Origin of the sequence: Massilia hydrophila, assembly GCF_020208145.1 — a bacterium.
Taxonomy (GTDB): domain Bacteria; phylum Pseudomonadota; class Gammaproteobacteria; order Burkholderiales; family Burkholderiaceae_D; genus Telluria; species Telluria hydrophila.
Genome location: NZ_JAHYBX010000006.1, coordinates 31542 through 48556, shown reverse-complemented (window position 1 = coordinate 48556; position 17015 = coordinate 31542). Strand labels below are relative to the sequence as shown.

Sequence of the window (17015 nt, the reverse complement as noted above, 5' to 3'; positions counted from 1 at the left end):
CCGCCGCAACGGACTGGCCGATCAGCCATCGCCACCGCCTTCCGCGCGCACCAGCAGGGTGTCGCAGGGCAGGTGCTGGAGCAGGTCGTCGCCGCGGCTGCCCATGAACATGCGCGCCACGCCGGAGTGGCGGCGCACACCGAGCACGGTCAGCTGGACGTTGCAGTCGAGGGCGTAGCGCGCGGCCGCCTCGGCCACCCGGCCGTGCGCCACCGTGGCGCTGAGCAGGGCGCGGTCTTCCGGCGCCAGCGCGCAGCCGTCGAGGAAGCGTTCGCTGCGCACGAGGGCTTCGTCCACCGCGGCGGCCAGCAGTTCGCCGGGGGCGCCGGCGCCGCCTTCCAGCACGTGCAGCAGGGTCAGGCGGCGGCCCGGGAACAGGCGCAGGGCGGTCTCGAGCGCGCGCCGCGCGGCATTCGAGAAATCGTTGGCCACCACGATCCGTTCATAGCTGCCGCGGGTGCGCTGGCGTACTACCAGCAGTGGCTGCTCCAGGTCTTGCGACAGGCGGGTCGCGGTCGAGCCGAGGATCAGTTCCGGCAGGCTTTCGTCGCGCGAGGCGCCCATCACCACCATCGCATCCGGCATGCCGGCAGCGGCGTCGAGGATGCTGCCGGTGACCTCGCCTTCCAGCACCCGCAGCGTGGGCGCCAGCCCGGTCCCGGCGAATTCCTCGTCCAGTTCGCGGCGCGCGGCGCGCTCGAAGGAGGGGACGGTGCTGGCGCCATCGAGCCAGGAACCGACTTCCTCGGGCGTCTGCGGCCCATCGCGCACGGTCAGGACGACCAGCTCGGCGCGCCACTCGCGCGCCAGCTGCTTGGCGCGGTCGAGTGGGCGGTCGCAGCGGGCACCGAGATCGGTGGCCAGCAGCAGGCGCTGGGGCGGAATCGGGAGCTGCGGCGGCAGCGGCAGCTCACCTAAGATGCTGTCGGTCACACGGCCCTCCATGCGGGGGTGAATGGCAAATATGCCTACTGTACTGTTTTTGCACGGGTTCTTGCAACGCATTACCTCTGCTACATCAGCAAAACAATGGTTCAGGCACGCCATGTACTTGCTGGCAGGGACGTGCGCGCCGCGCCCGCGAGGGTTGATAAGATGACAGCATGCACATCCTTTGGAGCTACCTGCGTCCGCACTGGCGGCTGGCCGCGCTGGCCCTGCTGCTGGCGGGGCTGGCCCAGGTACTGAACCTGGTCGATCCGATCATTTTCGGCAGGATCATCGACGACTATGCGCTGCATCCCGGCCTGCGCAGCGACGAGGAACGGGTAGCGGGCGTGCTGCGCCTGCTGGGCCTGGCCGTCCTGGTGGCCCTGCTGGCGCGCCTGGCGAAGGCGCTGCAGGACTACGTCACCCGGCTGGTGGTGCAAAAGCTCGGCGTGGCCATCTTCAACGACGGCCTGCGCCACGTGCTGCGCCTGAAATACCAGGAGTTCGAAGACCTGCGTAGCGGCGAGACCCTGTCGCTGCTGCAGAAGGTGCGCGCCGACAGCGAGCGCTTCATCAATACCTTCATCAATACCGTGTTCGCTTCGCTGGTGGGCGTGTCCTTCCTGGTCTGGTATGCGGTGACCAAGCATTGGCTGCTGGTGCCGGTGTTCCTGGTCGGGGTGCTGGTGCTGGGCGGACTCACGGGCCTGCTGAGCCGCGAGATCAAGACCCAGCAGCGTTCCATCGTGCGCGAGACCAACCGCAATTCCGGGTTCATTACCGAGTCGCTGCGCAACATCGAGCTGATCAAGAGCCTGGGCCTGACCTTCACCGAGATCCGCCGCCTGAAGGCCCAGACCGACAGCATCTTCGCGCTCGAGATGGAAAAGGTGAAACGCATCCGCCTGCTCGCCTTCCTGCAGGGCAGCACGCTGAGCCTGTTGAGGCTGGCGATCCTGTTCGCGCTGCTGTGGCTGATCTTTCGCGACGTGCTGTCCACCGGCGAACTGATCGCCATGCAGTTCATCTCGGTGGCGATCTTCGCCCCGCTGCAGGAACTGGGCAACATCATCCTGGCGCACCGCGAGGTCGAGGCCTCGCTGCTCAATTTCCGCCACCTGATGGACAAGCCGATCGAGCGCCGGCCGCAGGACTTCGTCGAGATCGGGCCGCTCGAGCAGATCCGTTTCGCCGGCGTGGGCTTTCGCCATAAGGGGGCGGCGGAGGATTCGCTGGTGGACATTTCATTTGGCGCCAGCCTGGGCCGGACCCTGGCTTTCGTCGGCCCGTCCGGATCGGGCAAGTCGACCCTGGTGAAACTGCTGGTCGGCCTGTACGCGCCGGCGCGCGGCAAGGTGTACTACAACGAGATCTCGACCGAAGACCTGCGCTACAACGAGGCGCGCCGCCAGATCGGCTTCGTGACCCAGGAAACCCATCTGTTCGCGGGCACCATCCGCGACAACCTGCTGTTCGTGAAACCGGATGCGAGCGATGCCCAGATCATGGCGGCGCTGGAGCAGGCTTCCTGCGCCGGCCTGGTGGCGCGCTCGCCCGAAGGGCTGGACACCATCATCGGCGAGCGCGGCATGAAGCTGTCGGGCGGCGAAAAGCAGCGCCTGTCGATCGCGCGCGCCCTGGTGCGCGAACCGCGCCTGCTGATCTTCGACGAGGCGACCTCGGCCCTGGACTCACTCACCGAAGAGCAGATCACGAACACCGTGCGCGACATCTCGGCGCGCGCCAGCCAGATCACGATCCTGATCGCGCACAGGCTGTCGACCGTGATGCATGCGGACACGATCCACGTGCTGGAAAAGGGACGCATCGTGGAGACCGGTTCGCACGAGGAACTGGTGGCGCAGAAAGGACTGTATTACGCGATGTGGCGGCAGCAGATCGGCGAGCGGCCGGTGCCGCCCGGCGCGGAGCAGGCACCCGACTGAGCGCGCTGTTTGACCGTGCAGGTGTCATCTCGAATATGCATGACAGCCATTCTTATTTCGAATATTTAACAATTCGAGTGGGTAAGCCAGGTCATTCATCCAATAAATTGGGAAAGCGGGAAATGCGGAGTCCGGCTTATTGCTGAGCACGCATTTCCCTTTTTATTGCTGTATTGCCGGGGCAGCAGGGAAAGCGATGTAACTGCCGCACGCTTAATCAAACTCGGCAGTATTAGTCGTTTTCTGCACGGTTTTTATGCATCTTATTACCGTTAACCACGGTTTCTTCCTGCATCGTCAACAGAATTGCCATTTTTGCGTCGACCTACAACAACAGCAAAAAATATTTTTCCATGCGGCAAGCAAAGAATTTTTCCGAGCGGTAAAATTGCCGCCTATCAGCTTTCGACGCCAACTTCCGGGTTGGCGTTTTGCTTTTCAGGGCATATCAGCAGTTTTTATTTCTCGAAAAATTTAACAATTTTCCTGGCCTCGATGCATACCACCGTTTCCGCACACCGCAGTTCTTCTTTCGCACAAACCCAACAGTACACACTGCCCGTCCTGTTCGCACTATTCGGCCTGATCATGGGTTCCTGGGCCGGCCGCATCCCGGCCCTGGCCGAGCGCGTGCAGGTTTCCCACTCGGCGCTGTCGATGGTCCTGCTGTGCGGCGGCCTGGGCGCCGTCGTGTCCTATCCGATCTCGTCCTTCATGATGGGCCGCTTCGGCGCCCGCAAGTCCTTGCTGTTCTCCGGCCTGGCCCTGCTGTGCGTGCTGGTCTCGATCGGCATGGCGCCGACCGTGCCGCGCCTGATGCTGTCGGTCCTGATGCTGGGCATTACGGCCAGCACCTTCGACGTCGCCATCAATTCGGCAGCGACCCGGCGTGAGAAGCAGACCGGCAAGTCGGAGCTGTCGATGCTGCACGGTATCGGCTGCGCCGGCGGCCTGGCCGGTGCCACCCTCGGCAGCCTGATGGCAAGCATGAAGATCGCCCCGGCCACCCACTTCGTGATGCTGGCCGGACCGCTGGCCCTGGTGCTGTGGGGCGCCTTCAGCCTGATGGACGCGAACGACAGCGTCGAGCAGGTCGAAAAGAAGTCGTTCTCGCTGCCGCGCGGCCCGCTGGCACTGCTGGGCCTGCTGGGCTTCCTGGGCTCGATGTCGGAAGGCAGCATCGCCGACTGGAGCGGTGTGTTCCTGAAAGAGCATTTCGGCGCCTCGGACGGCCTGGCGCCGCTGGCCCTGTCGTCCTTCTCGGTCATGATGCTGCTGTCGCGCATGGTTGGCGACAAGTTGAAGCTGCGCTTCGGCGCCCGGCGCCTGGTCACCCTCGGCTCGCTGGTGTCGGCCTGCGGCCTGTTCTTCGCGGTGCTGGCGCCGAACGCTGTTGTCGCCCTGGCCGGTTTCGCGGTTGCCGGTCTCGGCCTGTCGCTGCTGTTCCCCTTCGTGTTCAGCGCCGCCGGCGCCCAGGGGCCGATGGCCCTGGCCGCCGTCGCCAGCATGGCCTACAGCGGCAGCCTGATGGGCCCGCCGGTGATCGGCGCCGTCGCCCACTTCGTCGGCATGCAGGCCGCCATCGCCTATGTCGGCATCCTGTCGCTGGGCATCGCCTTCGTTGCCAGCCGCACCCGCCTGCTCAAGTAAGCGGTCGGCCCTTCCAACGCAGATCGCGCCCGCCGTCTGCGTTTTTTTTCGTCCATCCGGGCGGTCAAGGCGGGCAGCGTGAAAGGCGGTTATGATCGGGGGATTCTCCAGCCCGGCCAGATGCCGATTTCCACCATGCTCCAGACACCCGCATCCTTCACGCCCCTGTTCGCCCCCCGTCCCGATCCCGCACCCCTGAGCTTCCTGTTCCATGGCGGGCGCCTGCTGGTACGTGAGCACGACCTGGCGCTGCCCGATGCGGCCATGCTCGAGCGGCTCGACGTCGACCGCACGCGCCTGCAGCCGCTCGGCCTGTATGGCGAACGTTACTGCGAGACAGGCTGGTTCGACAGCGAACCGGCGCTGCCGCCGGGCTACGCGCTGCGCGGCCTGCGTTCGCTGTTTGCCGACATGGACGAAGGCCTGCTGGGCCTGGCGGCGCGCGCGGCCCAGGTGGCCGAATGGGCGCGCACCCACCGCTTCTGCGGCGCCTGCGGCAGCGGCACCATCCTGGCGGCGGGCGAGCGCTGCTACAAGTGCGTGCAGTGTGGCCATATGGCCTATCCACGTATCTCGCCGGCCATGATGGTCCTGATCAGGAAGGGCGACAGCGTGCTGCTGGCGATGCACCTGGCCTCGCCGACCAAGCGCTTCGTGCCGCTGGCCGGCTTTTTGGAAGCGGGCGAATCGGTGGAGGAGGCGATCCACCGCGAAGTGTTCGAGGAGGTGGGCTTGCGCGTGCAGAACCTGCGCTATTTCGCGAGCCAGTCCTGGCCCTTCCCCCATTCGCTGATGCTGGCCTTTACCGCCGACTACCTCGATGGCGAGATCCGCCTCGACACCAACGAGATCGCGGAAGCGCGCTGGTTCGGACCGGATGACGAATGGCCGGAACGGGTGCCGCACATTTCCGTGTCGAGCGTGCTGGTCGACGCGCACCGGCCACCGGGACGCTAGCCGCAACGGGTCCGGGATGGCTGCGCATGGGGCATTCCTGTGCTCAATCAAAAGGCAGCGGCCCCGGTAAGCATGGCGCATTTTCTATATACTGGCGGCAATCGATTTTTTAAGGTTTCACCATGTCTGACAAAGAAGCTTTCACCGAACACGACTGGCGCCGCCTGCTGTCCAGCCTGGGCGAGGATCCGGATCGTCCGGGCCTGCACGAGACGCCGGCACGCGTGGCGAAAGCCTGGAAACACTGGACCTCGGGCTATGACCAGGACCCGGTCGAAGTGCTCAAGGCGTTCGAAGACGGCGCCGAGGAGTACAATGAATTGATCGTGGTGCGCGGCATTCCGGTGTACAGCCACTGCGAGCATCACCTGGCGCCTTTCTTCGGCAAGGCCACCGTCGGCTACCTGCCGAACGGCAAGATCGTCGGCCTGTCGAAGCTGACCCGCCTGGTGGATATTTTTTCCAAGCGCTTGCAGGTGCAGGAGCGCATGACGATCCAGATCGCCAATGCGCTGATGGAAGTGCTGGAGCCGAAGGCAGTCGGTGTGGTCGTCAAGTGCCGCCATATGTGCATGGAAAGCCGTGGCATCCGCGCCATTGGCGAGGAAACCATCACGTCGGCCATGCTGGGCGACCTGCAGCCGAACCTGGCTCTGCGCACCGAGTTCCTGGCCCTGGCGCGCGACTGAGGCCGCTGCCGGCCATCGCCCGATGGCCGGGTCCGTCTTGGAACCTGTTCCGGATCGGCGGCCTCCAACGAAGTTTGGAGGTGCGCCATGGATCGTCCGGCCTATCCCAGCGATATTTCGCGCGAACAGTTTGAAACCGTGCGCGGCATGCTGGAAGCGGCGCGCCGCAAGACCCGCCCGCGCAAGCATGACCTGTACGACGTGTTCTGCGCCGTCCTCTACTTCCTGAATACGGGCGCGACCTGGCGCAAGCTGGGGCCAGGCTTTCCTCCCTGGCGCACCGTGCACGAATACTTCACCCAATGGACCATGCTGCGCGATGGCGAGCGCAGCCTGCTGGAAAGCGTGCTCGAACGCAGCGGGCGCGACCAGGAACTGGCGAAGCTGCGGGGCATGCTGATGCGGCCCTGAATCCGAGCGAGCGGAACATTCCGGCCCTGTCACAATCTGTTGCATTTTATTGAACAGTGCAACGGTTGAGCTCGGTTATGCTGACGGAATATTGCTAAATATTCATTATCTGGCGATCCACGCCAACCTGCGCCATGGTCGAGCACCTCAACCTCATCCTGTTTGCTGTCCTGAATGCACCTGCCGGCCTGGACGGTTGGCCACTGCTGGGCGCCATGTTCGCCGCCGAGTGGCTGATCTACCTGGTACCCCTGTCCCTGGTGGTGCTGTGGCTGGCGGGCGGCGGACCGGTGCGCGAGGTCGCGCTGCGCGCCTTTGTCGCGGCCATGTGCGCGCTCGCGCTCAACAACCTGATCGGCCAGCTGTGGTACAGCCCGCGTCCCTTCGTGCTCGAGGTCGGCCACACCTTCCTGCTGCACGCCGCCGACAGTTCTTTCCCGAGCGACCATGCGACCAGCATCTTCTCGGTGGCCCTGGTGCTGGCGTTCAGCAGGGTGCCGGCGGCGCGCCGTACCGGCTGGCTGTTGTTGCCGCTGGCGCTGGTGGTGGCCTGGTCGCGCGTCTACCTGGGCGTGCACTGGCCGAAGGACATGGCGGGCGCGCTGGCGATGTCGGCGGCGATGGCGCTGCTGGCCGGGACGCCGGCGCTGCGCGCCGCCTGCGCCCAGCTGCTGCCACTGACCGAACAGCTATACCGCCGGGTGCTGGCGGCGCCGATCGGGCGCGGCTGGCTGCGGCCCTGAGCGGGACCTCGGCGCTTTCTCAGGTTTCCGCCGAAGCCGTCCCTGCCGCCTCGAACACCAGCTTGCCCTGCGCGTCGAGGTGGAACACGCCCAGCGCCTGGCCGCCCACGGCGTCCGCCTCCGGCGCATCCCGCTCGCTGCAACTGGCGGTTTCCACCTGCCAGGCGTCTTCGCCCGCGCGCAGCGTATATACATTCGGGCCGCTCTCGAACAGCTCGACCTCCATTCCCGCCAGTGCGACTTCGCCCAGCGCGAACTGGCGCTGGCACTCCGGCAGCCGGGTGGCGGTCAGGCGCAGCGAGGCTTGCTTGCTCCAGAAAGCATCCTGCACCACGCGTAGGGTAAGCGAATGGTCGCTGCCCGCGATCCGATAGCTGGCCGTATCGTTGACGCAGCCGGCCAGCAGCGTGGCAAGCGGCGCAATGAAGAGGAAGGAAGGCGTGCGCATGGGGGTTCCGTCGTTAAATGATGCGTGGGTGCATCGCTTCAAGGAGTATAGGGGCGGAGTATAGAAGCGCCATCGGACGCACGCAACCGCAGGACCGGGATCCCGCTGGCCTGCAAGGACATCGATGCGCTCAAGGAGTCGTGAGCGAAGGGCTGGTTCCGTTCACGGGCGCGCGATCTGCAGCAGGTCGGCCGGCGTGCCGAACTCGCGCTGCGGACCGGCGCGCCGCAGCGCCTCGATCGGCGCATAGCCCCAGCTGACCGCGCCGAAGGCCACCCCGGCCTTGCGCGCCGCTTCCGCATCCATGGCCTGGTCGCCCACGTACAGCGCATGCGCGGGCGGCACCGCGGCGCGCTCGACCACCTTGCGGATGCGCGTGGCCTTGCCGAATACCGACATGCCGCATTCGTAGTGTCCGAACAGGGCGCTCAGTTGCGGACCCAGCACCAGGCGCACGTTCTGTTCCGAATTCGACGAGACGATCGCCAGCCGCACCCCCGCACCGTCGAGCGCCTGCAGCACCTCGTCGACGCCCTCGAACAGCGGGATGGACGCGGTATTCTCGCGCATCAGGCCGATGAAGCTGCGCGAGGCCAGCGGCAGCTTCCAGGCCGGCATGCCGACCTGGCGCATGATCGTGCGGGAGTCGTGGTGGCGCAAGGCCTGGGCCTGCTCGGCGCTCACGCGGCGAAAGCCATGCCGGTCCGCGATCTGGTTGAACACGCTGACGAAGAAGGGGAAGGAGTCGGCCAGCGTGCCGTCGAAGTCGAAGATGGCGAGGCGGTAGGACATGGCGAAAGGCGAGTGGTGGTGCGCCGATTATAGTCTCCGGCAAGTCGTGCCGCCGCCGATCGCGACAGCTGGCTCGCGAACGGCGCCTTGGCATGGGCGCCTGGCGCGATCACATGCTTCAGGCCGCCATTGGCGCCGCCACCGTTTCGTCCGCGGTCCCGGTCATCGCCACATGCCGGTTCACCGCCGACAGCACGGCGCGGAAGGAGGCGGTCACGATGTTGCTGTCGATGCCGACCCCGAACAGGGTCGGGCCGCTGCCCACGCGCAGCTCGACGTAGCAGGCGGCGCGCGCGTCGGCGCCGTGGCCGATCGCGTGCTCGTGGTAGTCCATCACGCGGATGTCCAGGCCGAGCGCGTTCACGAAGGCGTCGATCGGACCGTTGCCGCTGCCCTGGCGCAGCTGCGGCACGCCTTGCTGGGCAACGCTCAGTTCGATCTGCACGCCGTGCGCGCTGTCTTCGACCATGCGGTGCGCCACGTACTGCCAGGGCGAGACCTGCTCCAGGTATTCGCGCGAGAACAGGGCGTGGATGTCGGCCGCGGCCACTTCGCGCCCGGTGGCGTCGGCCATGTGCTGCACCACGCGCGAGAATTCGATCTGCAGGCGGCGCGGCAGCTCCAGGCCGTACTCCTGCGCCAGCAGGTAGGCCATGCCGCCCTTGCCGGACTGGCTGTTGACGCGGATGACGGCGTCGTAGCTGCGACCCAGGTCGGCCGGATCGATCGGCAGGTAGGGGACTTCCCAGATCGCATCCGCCTTCTGCACCGCGAAGCCCTTCTTGATGGCGTCCTGGTGCGAGCCCGAGAAGGCGGTGAACACCAGGTCGCCCGCATACGGATGGCGCGGGTGCACCGGCAGCTGGTTGCATTCCTCCACTACCTGGCGCACCGCGTCGATGTCGGAAAAGTCCAGGCCCGGATGCACGCCCTGGGTGTAGAGGTTCAGGGCCAGGGTCACCAGGTCGACGTTGCCGGTGCGTTCGCCATTGCCGAACAGGCAGCCCTCGACACGGTCGGCGCCGGCCATCACGGCCAGCTCGGCCGCCGCCACCGCGGTGCCGCGGTCGTTGTGCGGGTGCACGCTGACGATGAGCGATGCGCGCCGTTCCAGGTGGCGGCACATCCACTCGATCTGGTCGGCGTACACGTTGGGCGTGCTCGCTTCCACCGTGGACGGCAGGTTGACGATCATCTTGTTGTCCGGCGTCGGTTGCCAGACGGCGCTGACGGCGTCCACGATGCGTTTCGAGAAATCGAGCTCGGTGGTGGAAAAGGACTCGGGCGAGTATTCGAGGCCCCAGCGCGTTTCCGGGTGCTGCGCCACCAGGTCCTTGACCAGCTGGGTACCCGTGACGGCGATCTGCACGATCTCGTCCTGTTCCATGCCGAACACCACGCGGCGAAATACCGGCGCCACCGAATTGTAGATGTGGACGATGGCCTGCTTCGCGCCGGCCGCCGCTTCCACGGTGCGGCGGATCAGCTCTTCGCGGGCCTGGGTCAGCACGATGATGCTGACGTCATCCGGGATCCGGTTCTCCTCGACCAGCATGCGCACGAAATCGAAGTCGGTCTGCGAGGCCGACGGGAAACCGACTTCGATTTCCTTGACGCCGATTTTCACCAGCATCTCGAAGAAGCGCAGCTTCTTCTCCGGGCTCATCGGCTCGATCAGGGCCTGGTTACCGTCGCGCAGGTCGGTGCTCATCCAGATCGGCGGGCGGGTGATGCTACGGCCGGGCCATTGGCGATCGGCGAGCTGGACGGCGGGGAAGGGACGGTATTTGGCGGCGGGTTGCTTGTGCATGATCGTTTGCTCCTGGGTGACACGACGGGCCGGTGAGGGCGGAAGTGTGGCGGCGGGCTGCCGGACGGGCCACGAAACGCTAGGCCCGGCAACCGGTCGCTAGCTTTAGCAGGAGGCGGAACTGTGCGCGTGCGCCGAGCGCCAGCACGGTGCTGGTGATGGAGAACGACAGGGAGGAGATGGAAAACTGGGACATCGGTACGACTTTCCTGGCTGCTTGGGGCCGGCGGGAGCGCCGGTACGTACGGGCGGAATCAGGCCGGTAGTAGCAGGCCTGCCAGCGATAGCGCGCCGGCGGCAGGTAGGGAAGTCGACAGATGCAGGTGGAAAGACATGCGATTCACTCTAAAAGATGAAAGATGCAGTGTCAAGCAAAAAATTGGTGCAATGCGCAAACGGCGGCCCTTTCTGCAACGCATTGCCATCGGTGGTATACTGGTGGCTGTCGTCGACGCAGTGTGCTCGACTTTCTCCCGGCTCCGTATCCTCAGGTTTGATACGCCGCCGCCCAAGCCTCCGCACCCGCCATCCCCGCAGCAGGCGCGCGCTTCTTTTTCTCCACCCTGGCCGCGGTCAGGCCAGCATCAGTATCAATGCCGCCAGGCCGTCACGACGACAGCGCGGTGCGACCGACGTTTTAACGTGTTATCAGCCTGCGCGCCGCGCGGGCCGTCACCCAGCTTTAGGAGAGCTAGCATGGCCAAAGAAGAACTGATCGAAATGAACGGACTGGTGTCCGAAATCCTTCCCGAAATGCGTTTTCGCGTCAACCTGGACAATGGTCACCAGCTGATCGCCTACACCTCGGGCCGCATGAAGAAGAACCACATCCGCATCCTGGCGGGCGACCGTGTCACGCTCGAGATGTCGCCATACGACCTGAACAAGGGTCGCATCACTTTCCGCCATATCGAAAACCGTGGCCCAACGGGCCCGCGTCCGGCGCCGCGCCGCCGCTGACCCTGCGCGGCCTGTGCAACGCAGGCCTGCGCTTCCCTTGGAAGCGCGCATGGGCGCCTGCGTCGTTCAACGGTGCTGGCAACAAGCATGATCGGCTTTACAATGTTGCTACCCTAAAAACAGGTGAGCGACGATCCATGGCCCATATCCACCCTGCCGGCTGGCGCGAGATGTCCGTCACCGGTTCCGCCGCCCGTGAAATCGAAACCCTGACCCTGCTCGAGAAGCGCCTGTCCGACACGCCCTACGAGATCTACCACGGCGTGCACTGGACCAATGTCGAGCACGGCTTCTCGGCCTATGGCGACATCGACTTCATCATCGTCGCGCCAAACGGCCGCCTGCTCCTGATCGAGCAGATCGCCGGCTTTCTCAACGAGACCCGCGACGGGCTGGTGAAGAACTACCAGGGCAAGCCGCGCAGGATCCGCCACCAGATCCTGCACACCATCGAAGGCTTCTCGCGCCGCTACCAGGGCGAACTGTCGATCGACTACCTGCTGTACTGCCCGGACTACATCGTCAAGGACCCGCAGCAGGCCGGCATCGACCCCAGCCACATCATCGACGCCACCACCAAGGGCCGGCTGGGCGCGACCATCCGCGAAATCCTGCCCATCACCCCGCGTACCGAGGACTTCGACCGGGTCACGCGCTACCTCGGCGACACCCTCAGCCTGCGCCCGGACCCGAGCTCGATGATCGGCTGCGCTACCAGCATGGTCACGCGCCTGTCGGGCGGCCTGGCCACCTGGGCCCGGCGCCTGGAATTCTCGCCCTTCCGGCTGCGCGTGATGGGCACCGCCGGCAGCGGCAAGACCCAGCTGGCGCTGGCCGAATACAGCGCCGCCATCGACGCCGGCCTGCGCCCGCTCTATGTCTGCTTCAACCGTCCGCTGGCCGACCACATCGAGCGCCTGGTGCCGGCCGGCGGGCGCGTCGCCAACTTCCACGAACTGTGCGACGCCTGGCTGCGGGCCCAGGGCAAGACCCCGGACTACGGCTCGCCCACGGTGTGGGACGAGATCGAAGGCGGCCTGGCCTCGGCGGCACTGCCCGAGACCTGGCAGTACGACGTCGTCATCGTCGACGAGGGCCAGGATTTTTCGGGCGCCTGGCGCGATATCGTGCTGCGCATGCTCAAGGAAGGCGGGCGCGCCATGTGGCTGGAAGACCCGGACCAGAACCTGTACGGCAAGCCCATGGTGCCGCTGCCCGGCTGGGTGGTGCTGCATTCGAACACCAACTACCGCAGCCCGCGCGAGGTGGTGCAGATGCTGGGCTCGATCGGCGCGGTGAGCCAGCCGGTGGAAGCGGGTAGTCCGTTCAAGGGCGCCGACATCGAAGAGCTGACCTATCCGGAAGGTGACGTCGACGCCATGCTTTCCCAGACCCGGCGCGCCGTGACCCTGTGCCTGGCAGCCGGCTTCGGACGCCAGGACATCGCGATCTGCTCCTTCCGTGGACGCGAGAAATCCGCCATCCTCAAGCTGGACAAGCTGAACGATGCTCACACGCTGCGTTCCTTCACCGGCGCCTATGACCTGTTCGGCAACCCGGTGTTCCGCGAGGGCGGGCTGCTGGCCGAATCCGTGTACCGCTTCAAGGGCCAGTCGGCGCCGGCGCTGATCTTCACCGAGATCGACTTCGAGGACATGGACGAGCTCACGCTGCGCAAGCTGTTCGTGGGCATGACGCGCGCGCGCCTGAAACTGGTGCTGGTGATGAGCGAGCGCGCCTCGGTGCAGTTCCTCGACCGGATGAGCGGGGGCGCGGACGCTAGCGCGTGACGGCGCCGGCCAGCGCCCGGAACACGCTGCTCGCATGCCGTCCACTGGCCGCATCGTCGTAGCCGCCGGCCGTGACCACCACCACCAGCGCCAGCGAGGGGACGATGAACAGGCGCTGGCCGCCGTTGCCGAACGCCGCATGCCAGTGGTGCGCGCCACCCGCCGCCTCGACCGTTCCGCTCCACCACTGGTAGCCGTAGCGCAGGCCGTCGCCGGTCTCCACGCGCGGCTGCAGCGATTCGGCAATCCACGCCGCCGGCACGAGCTGCCGGCCCTGCCACTGGCCGCCCTGCAGCACCAGCTGGCCGATCGTCGCCAGGTCGCGCGGACGCAGGCGCAATCCGGCAAAGGCCATCGGACGGCCGCGCAGGTCGGCTTGCCATTCCCAGTCGGTAATGCCGAGCGGTGCGAACAGCCGGCTGCGGGCGTACTCGGGCAGGGGCATGCCGACCCGCCGCGCCAGTACCTCGGCCAGCACCGCGGTGCCGCCACCGTTGTAGTTGAAGCGCCCCGCCGCCCCCATCGGCCGGGCAAACAGGTAGCGCGCCTGCGAACTGCGCCAGTACAGGCCGGTTTCATCGTTGCGCATGCCGTAGCGGACCGGCTCTTCCCACTCAAGGCCGCTGGTCATGGTGAACAGCTGGCGCAGCGTGACGGTGTCGCGGCCCTGCGTCTTCAGGTCGGCCAGCTCCGGGTACAGGCCGAGCACCGGCGTGTCGAGCGGCGGCGTGCGCCCTTCGCCCTGGGCGATGCCCCATAGCAGGCTGGTCACCGACTTGCTGATCGAGCGGATGTCGTGGCGCGTGGCCGCATCGAACTGCACGGTGCGCGCGAACGGCATCCAGATCGTGCGGTCCTTGCCGCTGTAATAGCGTTCGGCCACGGGCGCGCCATGGCGCAGGATGACGATGGCATGCAGGTTGGCGCCGTCGCGTAGCGGCGCGTCCAGCACCTGGCACAGGGATCGTGGGACGAAGCCGGCCGCGGCGATGTGGCCATGGTCGCAGGGAGGCACGGGCCCGGGTGCGCCCAATGCGGCGGCCGGTATCGCCCCGATGACCAGGACCAGCCAGGAAGCAGTCAAGCGTGCAAGCAGGCGCGGTGTCATCATGAGTTTGGTGGCGAATGCAGGTAGCCGGAAGTCAGCCTATTGAAACACACCAGTTTCCTTCTGGCATGAGCAATCCGATGAGATTGTCGAAAGCATGGCTGAACTGGCGATTCAGGCGCGCGATGACACAATCCGGACAGACAGGCGGCGAACCCGTGCTAGCATTTTCCCATCCATACCAGGGAGAACACATGAACACGTGGGATGTCGCGGGAGGCGCGCGCCAGCGCCTGAAACTGTTGGGTGCATCGGTGCTGATGGTGCTGCTGGCGGCCTGCGGCGACCACCCGCCCAGGGACAAGGACGATGACGACGATGACCGCCCGCCGGTACAGGCCTTGAGCATCGTCGCCGGCAGCGCCACCGAGACAGGCAGCGTGGATGCGACCGGCGCCGCCGCGCGTTTCAATAACCCGAGCGGCATCGCCATCGATGCGGCGGGCAACCTGTACGTGGTCGACCGCGGCAACCGGACCATCCGCAAGATCACGCCGGCGGGCGTGGTCACCACCCTGGCCGGGTCGGCGGGTGCCGGAGCAGGGTTCGCGGACGGCACCGGCGCCAGTGCGCGCTTCACGGATCCGGTCGCGATCGCCATCCACCCCACCAATGGCAGCTTGTACGTGACCGACCAGCTACGCATCCGCAGCGTGAACAGCAGCAGCGGGCAGGTGGGCACCGCCACGACCATGGCGGTCGGGAACAACGTCGACGGCCGCAGCATGGATGCCGTGTACCCGGGCGCGATCGCGGTCGACCCGCAGGGCAACCTGTTCATGACCAACAGCTACAGCACCCGCTACCAGAGCGGCAGCACGACCGGCATCATGGAAGGCGTGTACACGATGGACAACCTGTTCGGTCCCCGCTCCCTGGAGCCGCGTGGCATCGCCCTCGGCCCCCAGAGCCACGTCTTCGTGTATGACCTGAACAAGACGATCAGCAGGACCGGCAACGTCAACCTGCTGGCGCGGCTGGCGGGCACGCCCAACGTCACTGGCTCGGCCGATGGCGCTGCCGGGGCCGCCAGTTTCGGTTCGGTGGTGGCGTTGGCGGTCGATCCGCAGGAGAACGCCTATGCAGCCGACAATGGCAACAACCTGGTGCGCAAGATCAGCCCGCAGGGTGTAGTCAGCACGGTGGCCGGCAAGCGCGGCTCGCAGGTTCTGACGCCGGGTGCACTGCCAGCCAGCCTGGCGGGCGTGCGTGGCATTGCGACGGATGGCAAGGGCGTTTTGTACGTCACCTCGGGCCAGGCCGTGGTAAAGATCATCCTGCCATAAGCCGGCTTCGCTCGAGGTGGGCGAGCGCCAGAGCGGATGCGTGGCGGCAGCACGACAGCATGACCAGGAGCTGAGGGCGTTCTTGCCATCACCCGGGACTGCGCGATGCACCGCCAACAGCGAGCGGCAGGAATATCTTTCCCGGTATTAACACCGATTTGGTACGATCTCGGGATGATCGCTACCTCCGGCCTTGCAGCCACCCCTCCACGCATCCGTCGTCGTCAAACCCTGGCCCTCGTGCTCCTGGTCGTCACCGGCGTCATCAATTACCTGGACCGTGCCACCCTCGCCGTCGCCAACGAGTTCATCCGCGCAGACTTGGGCCTGTCGCTTGGCCAGATGGGCTTGCTGCTGTCCGCGTTCTCGTGGAGTTATGCGCTCTGCCAGCTGCCGGTAGGTGCGCTGGTCGACAAGATCGGGCCGCGCTGGCTGCTCGGCGCAGGCCTGGTGCTATGGTCGCTGGCGCAGGCCGCCGGTGGATTGGTGTCTAGTTTCGGCTGGTTCGTGCTCGCCCGGATCGTGCTCGGGATCGGCGAAGCGCCGCAATTTCCGGCCGCCGCACGGGTCGTGAGCAACTGGTTTCCGCTCAAGGCGCGCGGTACGCCAACCGGCATCTATAACTCTGCCTCGCCGCTTGGTTTCGCGCTGGCACCCCTGTGCCTGTCGCCCCTGATCGCCGCGACCAGCTGGCACTGGGCCTTCTTTGTTACCGGGGCGCTCGGCATCGTCGCCGCCGTGGTCTGGGTCAGTCTCTACCGCGATCCCGTGCGCGAACAATTGACTGAAGATGAAAAGGCCTACCTGGACGAAGGGCAGTCGCTGGAAGCCGCGCCGAAGGCGGGCTTCGCGTCCTGGCGCGCCCTGTTCCGGCAGCGTGCCACCTGGGGCATGCTGCTCGGATTCTTCGGCTCGGTCTACCTGAACTGGGTTTTCCTGACCTGGCTGCCTGGCTACCTGCGCACCGAGCGCCACATGGATGTCGCCTATGTCGGCGTGGCGGCCACGATTCCCTTCGTGTGCGGCTTCGCCGGCGCGCTGGTGGCCGGCTGGGCGTCAGACCGGATCACACGCCGGGCATCCTCGGCGGTCGCCGGGCGCCGGACGGCCGTGGTGCTGGCCATGCTGGGCATGGTCGCGTTCACCATTCCGGCCGCGCTGGTGGAAAGCAATACCGCAGCGATTGCCTGTATCTCGGTGGTGATCTTCCTGGCCAACGCGGCATCGGCCTGCTCCTGGTCGCTCGCGACCGCCGTGGCGCCGCGCAGCCGCGTGGCTTCGCTGGGCGCGATCCAGAACTTCGGAGGATTCATTGGCGGGGCATTGGCGCCGATTTTCACCGGCTATATCGCCCAGAGCTGGTCTTTCGTGCCAGCCTTGCTGACCGGGGCCGGGATTGCCTTCCTGGGTGCGATGTCCTATCAATTCCTGGTACTTCGCCCAATTCCCGAACAGGATTAACGTCGTATGCCCAGGGGGACTTGGGCTGCTTCTG

General features: G+C 66.1%; 14 protein-coding genes and 1 pseudogene. 10 read left to right on the top strand and 5 right to left on the bottom strand.

Annotated elements, in window-relative coordinates:
* Positions 1-21: 21 nt before the first annotated feature.
* Positions 22-933: a universal stress protein gene (locus tag LE190_RS14995; protein ID WP_225239455.1), complete on the bottom strand. Its 912-nt coding sequence runs from the start codon at positions 931-933 to the stop codon at positions 22-24.
* 170 nt (positions 934-1103) lie between these two features.
* Here LE190_RS14995 and LE190_RS14990 point away from each other — a divergent pair, with 170 nt between their 5' ends.
* The 6 genes and pseudogenes from LE190_RS14990 (at position 1104) to LE190_RS14965 (ending at position 7326) form a co-directional block, all read left to right on the top strand.
* A complete protein-coding gene (locus LE190_RS14990) occupies positions 1104-2876 on the top strand; it encodes an ABC transporter ATP-binding protein (protein ID WP_225239454.1) in 1773 nt (590 codons plus the stop codon).
* Between the two features lie 588 nt (positions 2877-3464).
* Positions 3465-4526 carry an MFS transporter gene (locus tag LE190_RS14985; protein ID WP_225239453.1) on the top strand — a complete coding sequence of 354 codons (1062 nt, stop codon included), beginning with the start codon at positions 3465-3467 and terminating at the stop codon, positions 4524-4526.
* Positions 4527-4661: 135 nt separating this feature from the next.
* Positions 4662-5483 carry an NAD(+) diphosphatase gene (gene nudC / locus LE190_RS14980; protein ID WP_225239452.1) on the top strand — a complete coding sequence of 274 codons (822 nt, stop codon included), beginning with the start codon at positions 4662-4664 and terminating at the stop codon, positions 5481-5483.
* A 122-nt stretch (positions 5484-5605) separates the two neighbouring features.
* Positions 5606-6172, top strand: a complete 567-nt coding sequence (gene folE, locus LE190_RS14975) for a GTP cyclohydrolase I FolE (protein ID WP_225239451.1) — start codon at positions 5606-5608, stop codon at positions 6170-6172.
* 87 nt (positions 6173-6259) lie between these two features.
* Positions 6260-6535, top strand: a pseudogene (locus LE190_RS14970) (transposase); the annotation flags it as partial.
* A gap of 182 nt (positions 6536-6717) precedes the next feature.
* The gene (locus LE190_RS14965) at positions 6718-7326 is read left to right on the top strand and encodes an undecaprenyl-diphosphatase (RefSeq protein WP_225239450.1); all 609 of its coding nucleotides are present in this window, start codon (positions 6718-6720) and stop codon (positions 7324-7326) included.
* A gap of 19 nt (positions 7327-7345) precedes the next feature.
* On the opposite strand, the gene LE190_RS14960 is transcribed toward LE190_RS14965, so the two are convergent.
* The 3 genes from LE190_RS14960 to leuA all read right to left on the bottom strand — a co-directional run bounded on the left by LE190_RS14960 (position 7346) and on the right by leuA (position 10379).
* Positions 7346-7774: a hypothetical protein gene (locus LE190_RS14960; RefSeq protein ID WP_225239449.1), complete on the bottom strand. Its 429-nt coding sequence runs from the start codon at positions 7772-7774 to the stop codon at positions 7346-7348.
* 162 nt (positions 7775-7936) lie between these two features.
* Positions 7937-8566, bottom strand: a complete 630-nt coding sequence (locus LE190_RS14955; RefSeq protein ID WP_225239448.1) for an HAD-IA family hydrolase — start codon at positions 8564-8566, stop codon at positions 7937-7939.
* Between the two features lie 118 nt (positions 8567-8684).
* Complete coding sequence (gene leuA, locus LE190_RS14950; RefSeq protein WP_225239597.1) at positions 8685-10379, bottom strand: 2-isopropylmalate synthase; 1695 nt, start codon at positions 10377-10379, stop codon at positions 8685-8687.
* A gap of 693 nt (positions 10380-11072) precedes the next feature.
* Here leuA and infA point away from each other — a divergent pair.
* The gene (gene infA, locus LE190_RS14945; protein ID WP_224948081.1) at positions 11073-11336 is read left to right on the top strand and encodes a translation initiation factor IF-1; all 264 of its coding nucleotides are present in this window, start codon (positions 11073-11075) and stop codon (positions 11334-11336) included.
* 137 nt (positions 11337-11473) lie between these two features.
* A complete protein-coding gene (locus LE190_RS14940; RefSeq protein WP_225239447.1) occupies positions 11474-13126 on the top strand; it encodes an ATP-binding domain-containing protein in 1653 nt (550 codons plus the stop codon).
* Here LE190_RS14940 and LE190_RS14935 read toward each other — a convergent pair.
* On the bottom strand, positions 13116-14237 hold the full coding sequence (locus tag LE190_RS14935) for a serine hydrolase domain-containing protein (RefSeq protein WP_225239446.1): 1122 nt from the start codon (positions 14235-14237) through the stop codon (positions 13116-13118). The two genes, LE190_RS14940 and LE190_RS14935, sit on opposite strands and share 11 nt — an antisense overlap.
* 191 nt (positions 14238-14428) lie before the next feature.
* Between LE190_RS14935 and LE190_RS14930 the strand changes: the two genes are divergently transcribed.
* Together LE190_RS14930 and LE190_RS14925 are read left to right on the top strand one after the other, a co-directional pair.
* Entirely contained in the window at positions 14429-15520 is a 1092-nt protein-coding gene (locus tag LE190_RS14930; RefSeq protein ID WP_225239445.1) for an NHL domain-containing protein, read from the top strand.
* 174 nt (positions 15521-15694) lie between these two features.
* The gene (locus LE190_RS14925; protein ID WP_225239444.1) at positions 15695-16981 is read left to right on the top strand and encodes an MFS transporter; all 1287 of its coding nucleotides are present in this window, start codon (positions 15695-15697) and stop codon (positions 16979-16981) included.
* Positions 16982-17015 lie beyond the last annotated feature (34 nt).

Coding starts and splice junctions, on each gene's coding strand:
- LE190_RS14990 (WP_225239454.1), top strand. CDS start 1,104: ATGCACATCCTTTGGAGCTACCTGCGTCCGCACTGGCGGCTGGCCGCG.
- LE190_RS14985 (WP_225239453.1), top strand. CDS start 3,465: ATGGGTTCCTGGGCCGGCCGCATCCCGGCCCTGGCCGAGCGCGTGCAG.
- nudC (WP_225239452.1), top strand. CDS start 4,662: ATGCTCCAGACACCCGCATCCTTCACGCCCCTGTTCGCCCCCCGTCCC.
- folE (WP_225239451.1), top strand. CDS start 5,606: ATGTCTGACAAAGAAGCTTTCACCGAACACGACTGGCGCCGCCTGCTG.
- LE190_RS14965 (WP_225239450.1), top strand. CDS start 6,718: ATGGTCGAGCACCTCAACCTCATCCTGTTTGCTGTCCTGAATGCACCT.
- LE190_RS14960 (WP_225239449.1), bottom strand. CDS start 7,774: ATGCGCACGCCTTCCTTCCTCTTCATTGCGCCGCTTGCCACGCTGCTG.
- LE190_RS14955 (WP_225239448.1), bottom strand. CDS start 8,566: ATGTCCTACCGCCTCGCCATCTTCGACTTCGACGGCACGCTGGCCGAC.
- infA (WP_224948081.1), top strand. CDS start 11,073: ATGGCCAAAGAAGAACTGATCGAAATGAACGGACTGGTGTCCGAAATC.
- LE190_RS14940 (WP_225239447.1), top strand. CDS start 11,474: ATGGCCCATATCCACCCTGCCGGCTGGCGCGAGATGTCCGTCACCGGT.
- LE190_RS14935 (WP_225239446.1), bottom strand. CDS start 14,237: ATGATGACACCGCGCCTGCTTGCACGCTTGACTGCTTCCTGGCTGGTC.
- LE190_RS14930 (WP_225239445.1), top strand. CDS start 14,429: ATGAACACGTGGGATGTCGCGGGAGGCGCGCGCCAGCGCCTGAAACTG.
- LE190_RS14925 (WP_225239444.1), top strand. CDS start 15,695: ATGATCGCTACCTCCGGCCTTGCAGCCACCCCTCCACGCATCCGTCGT.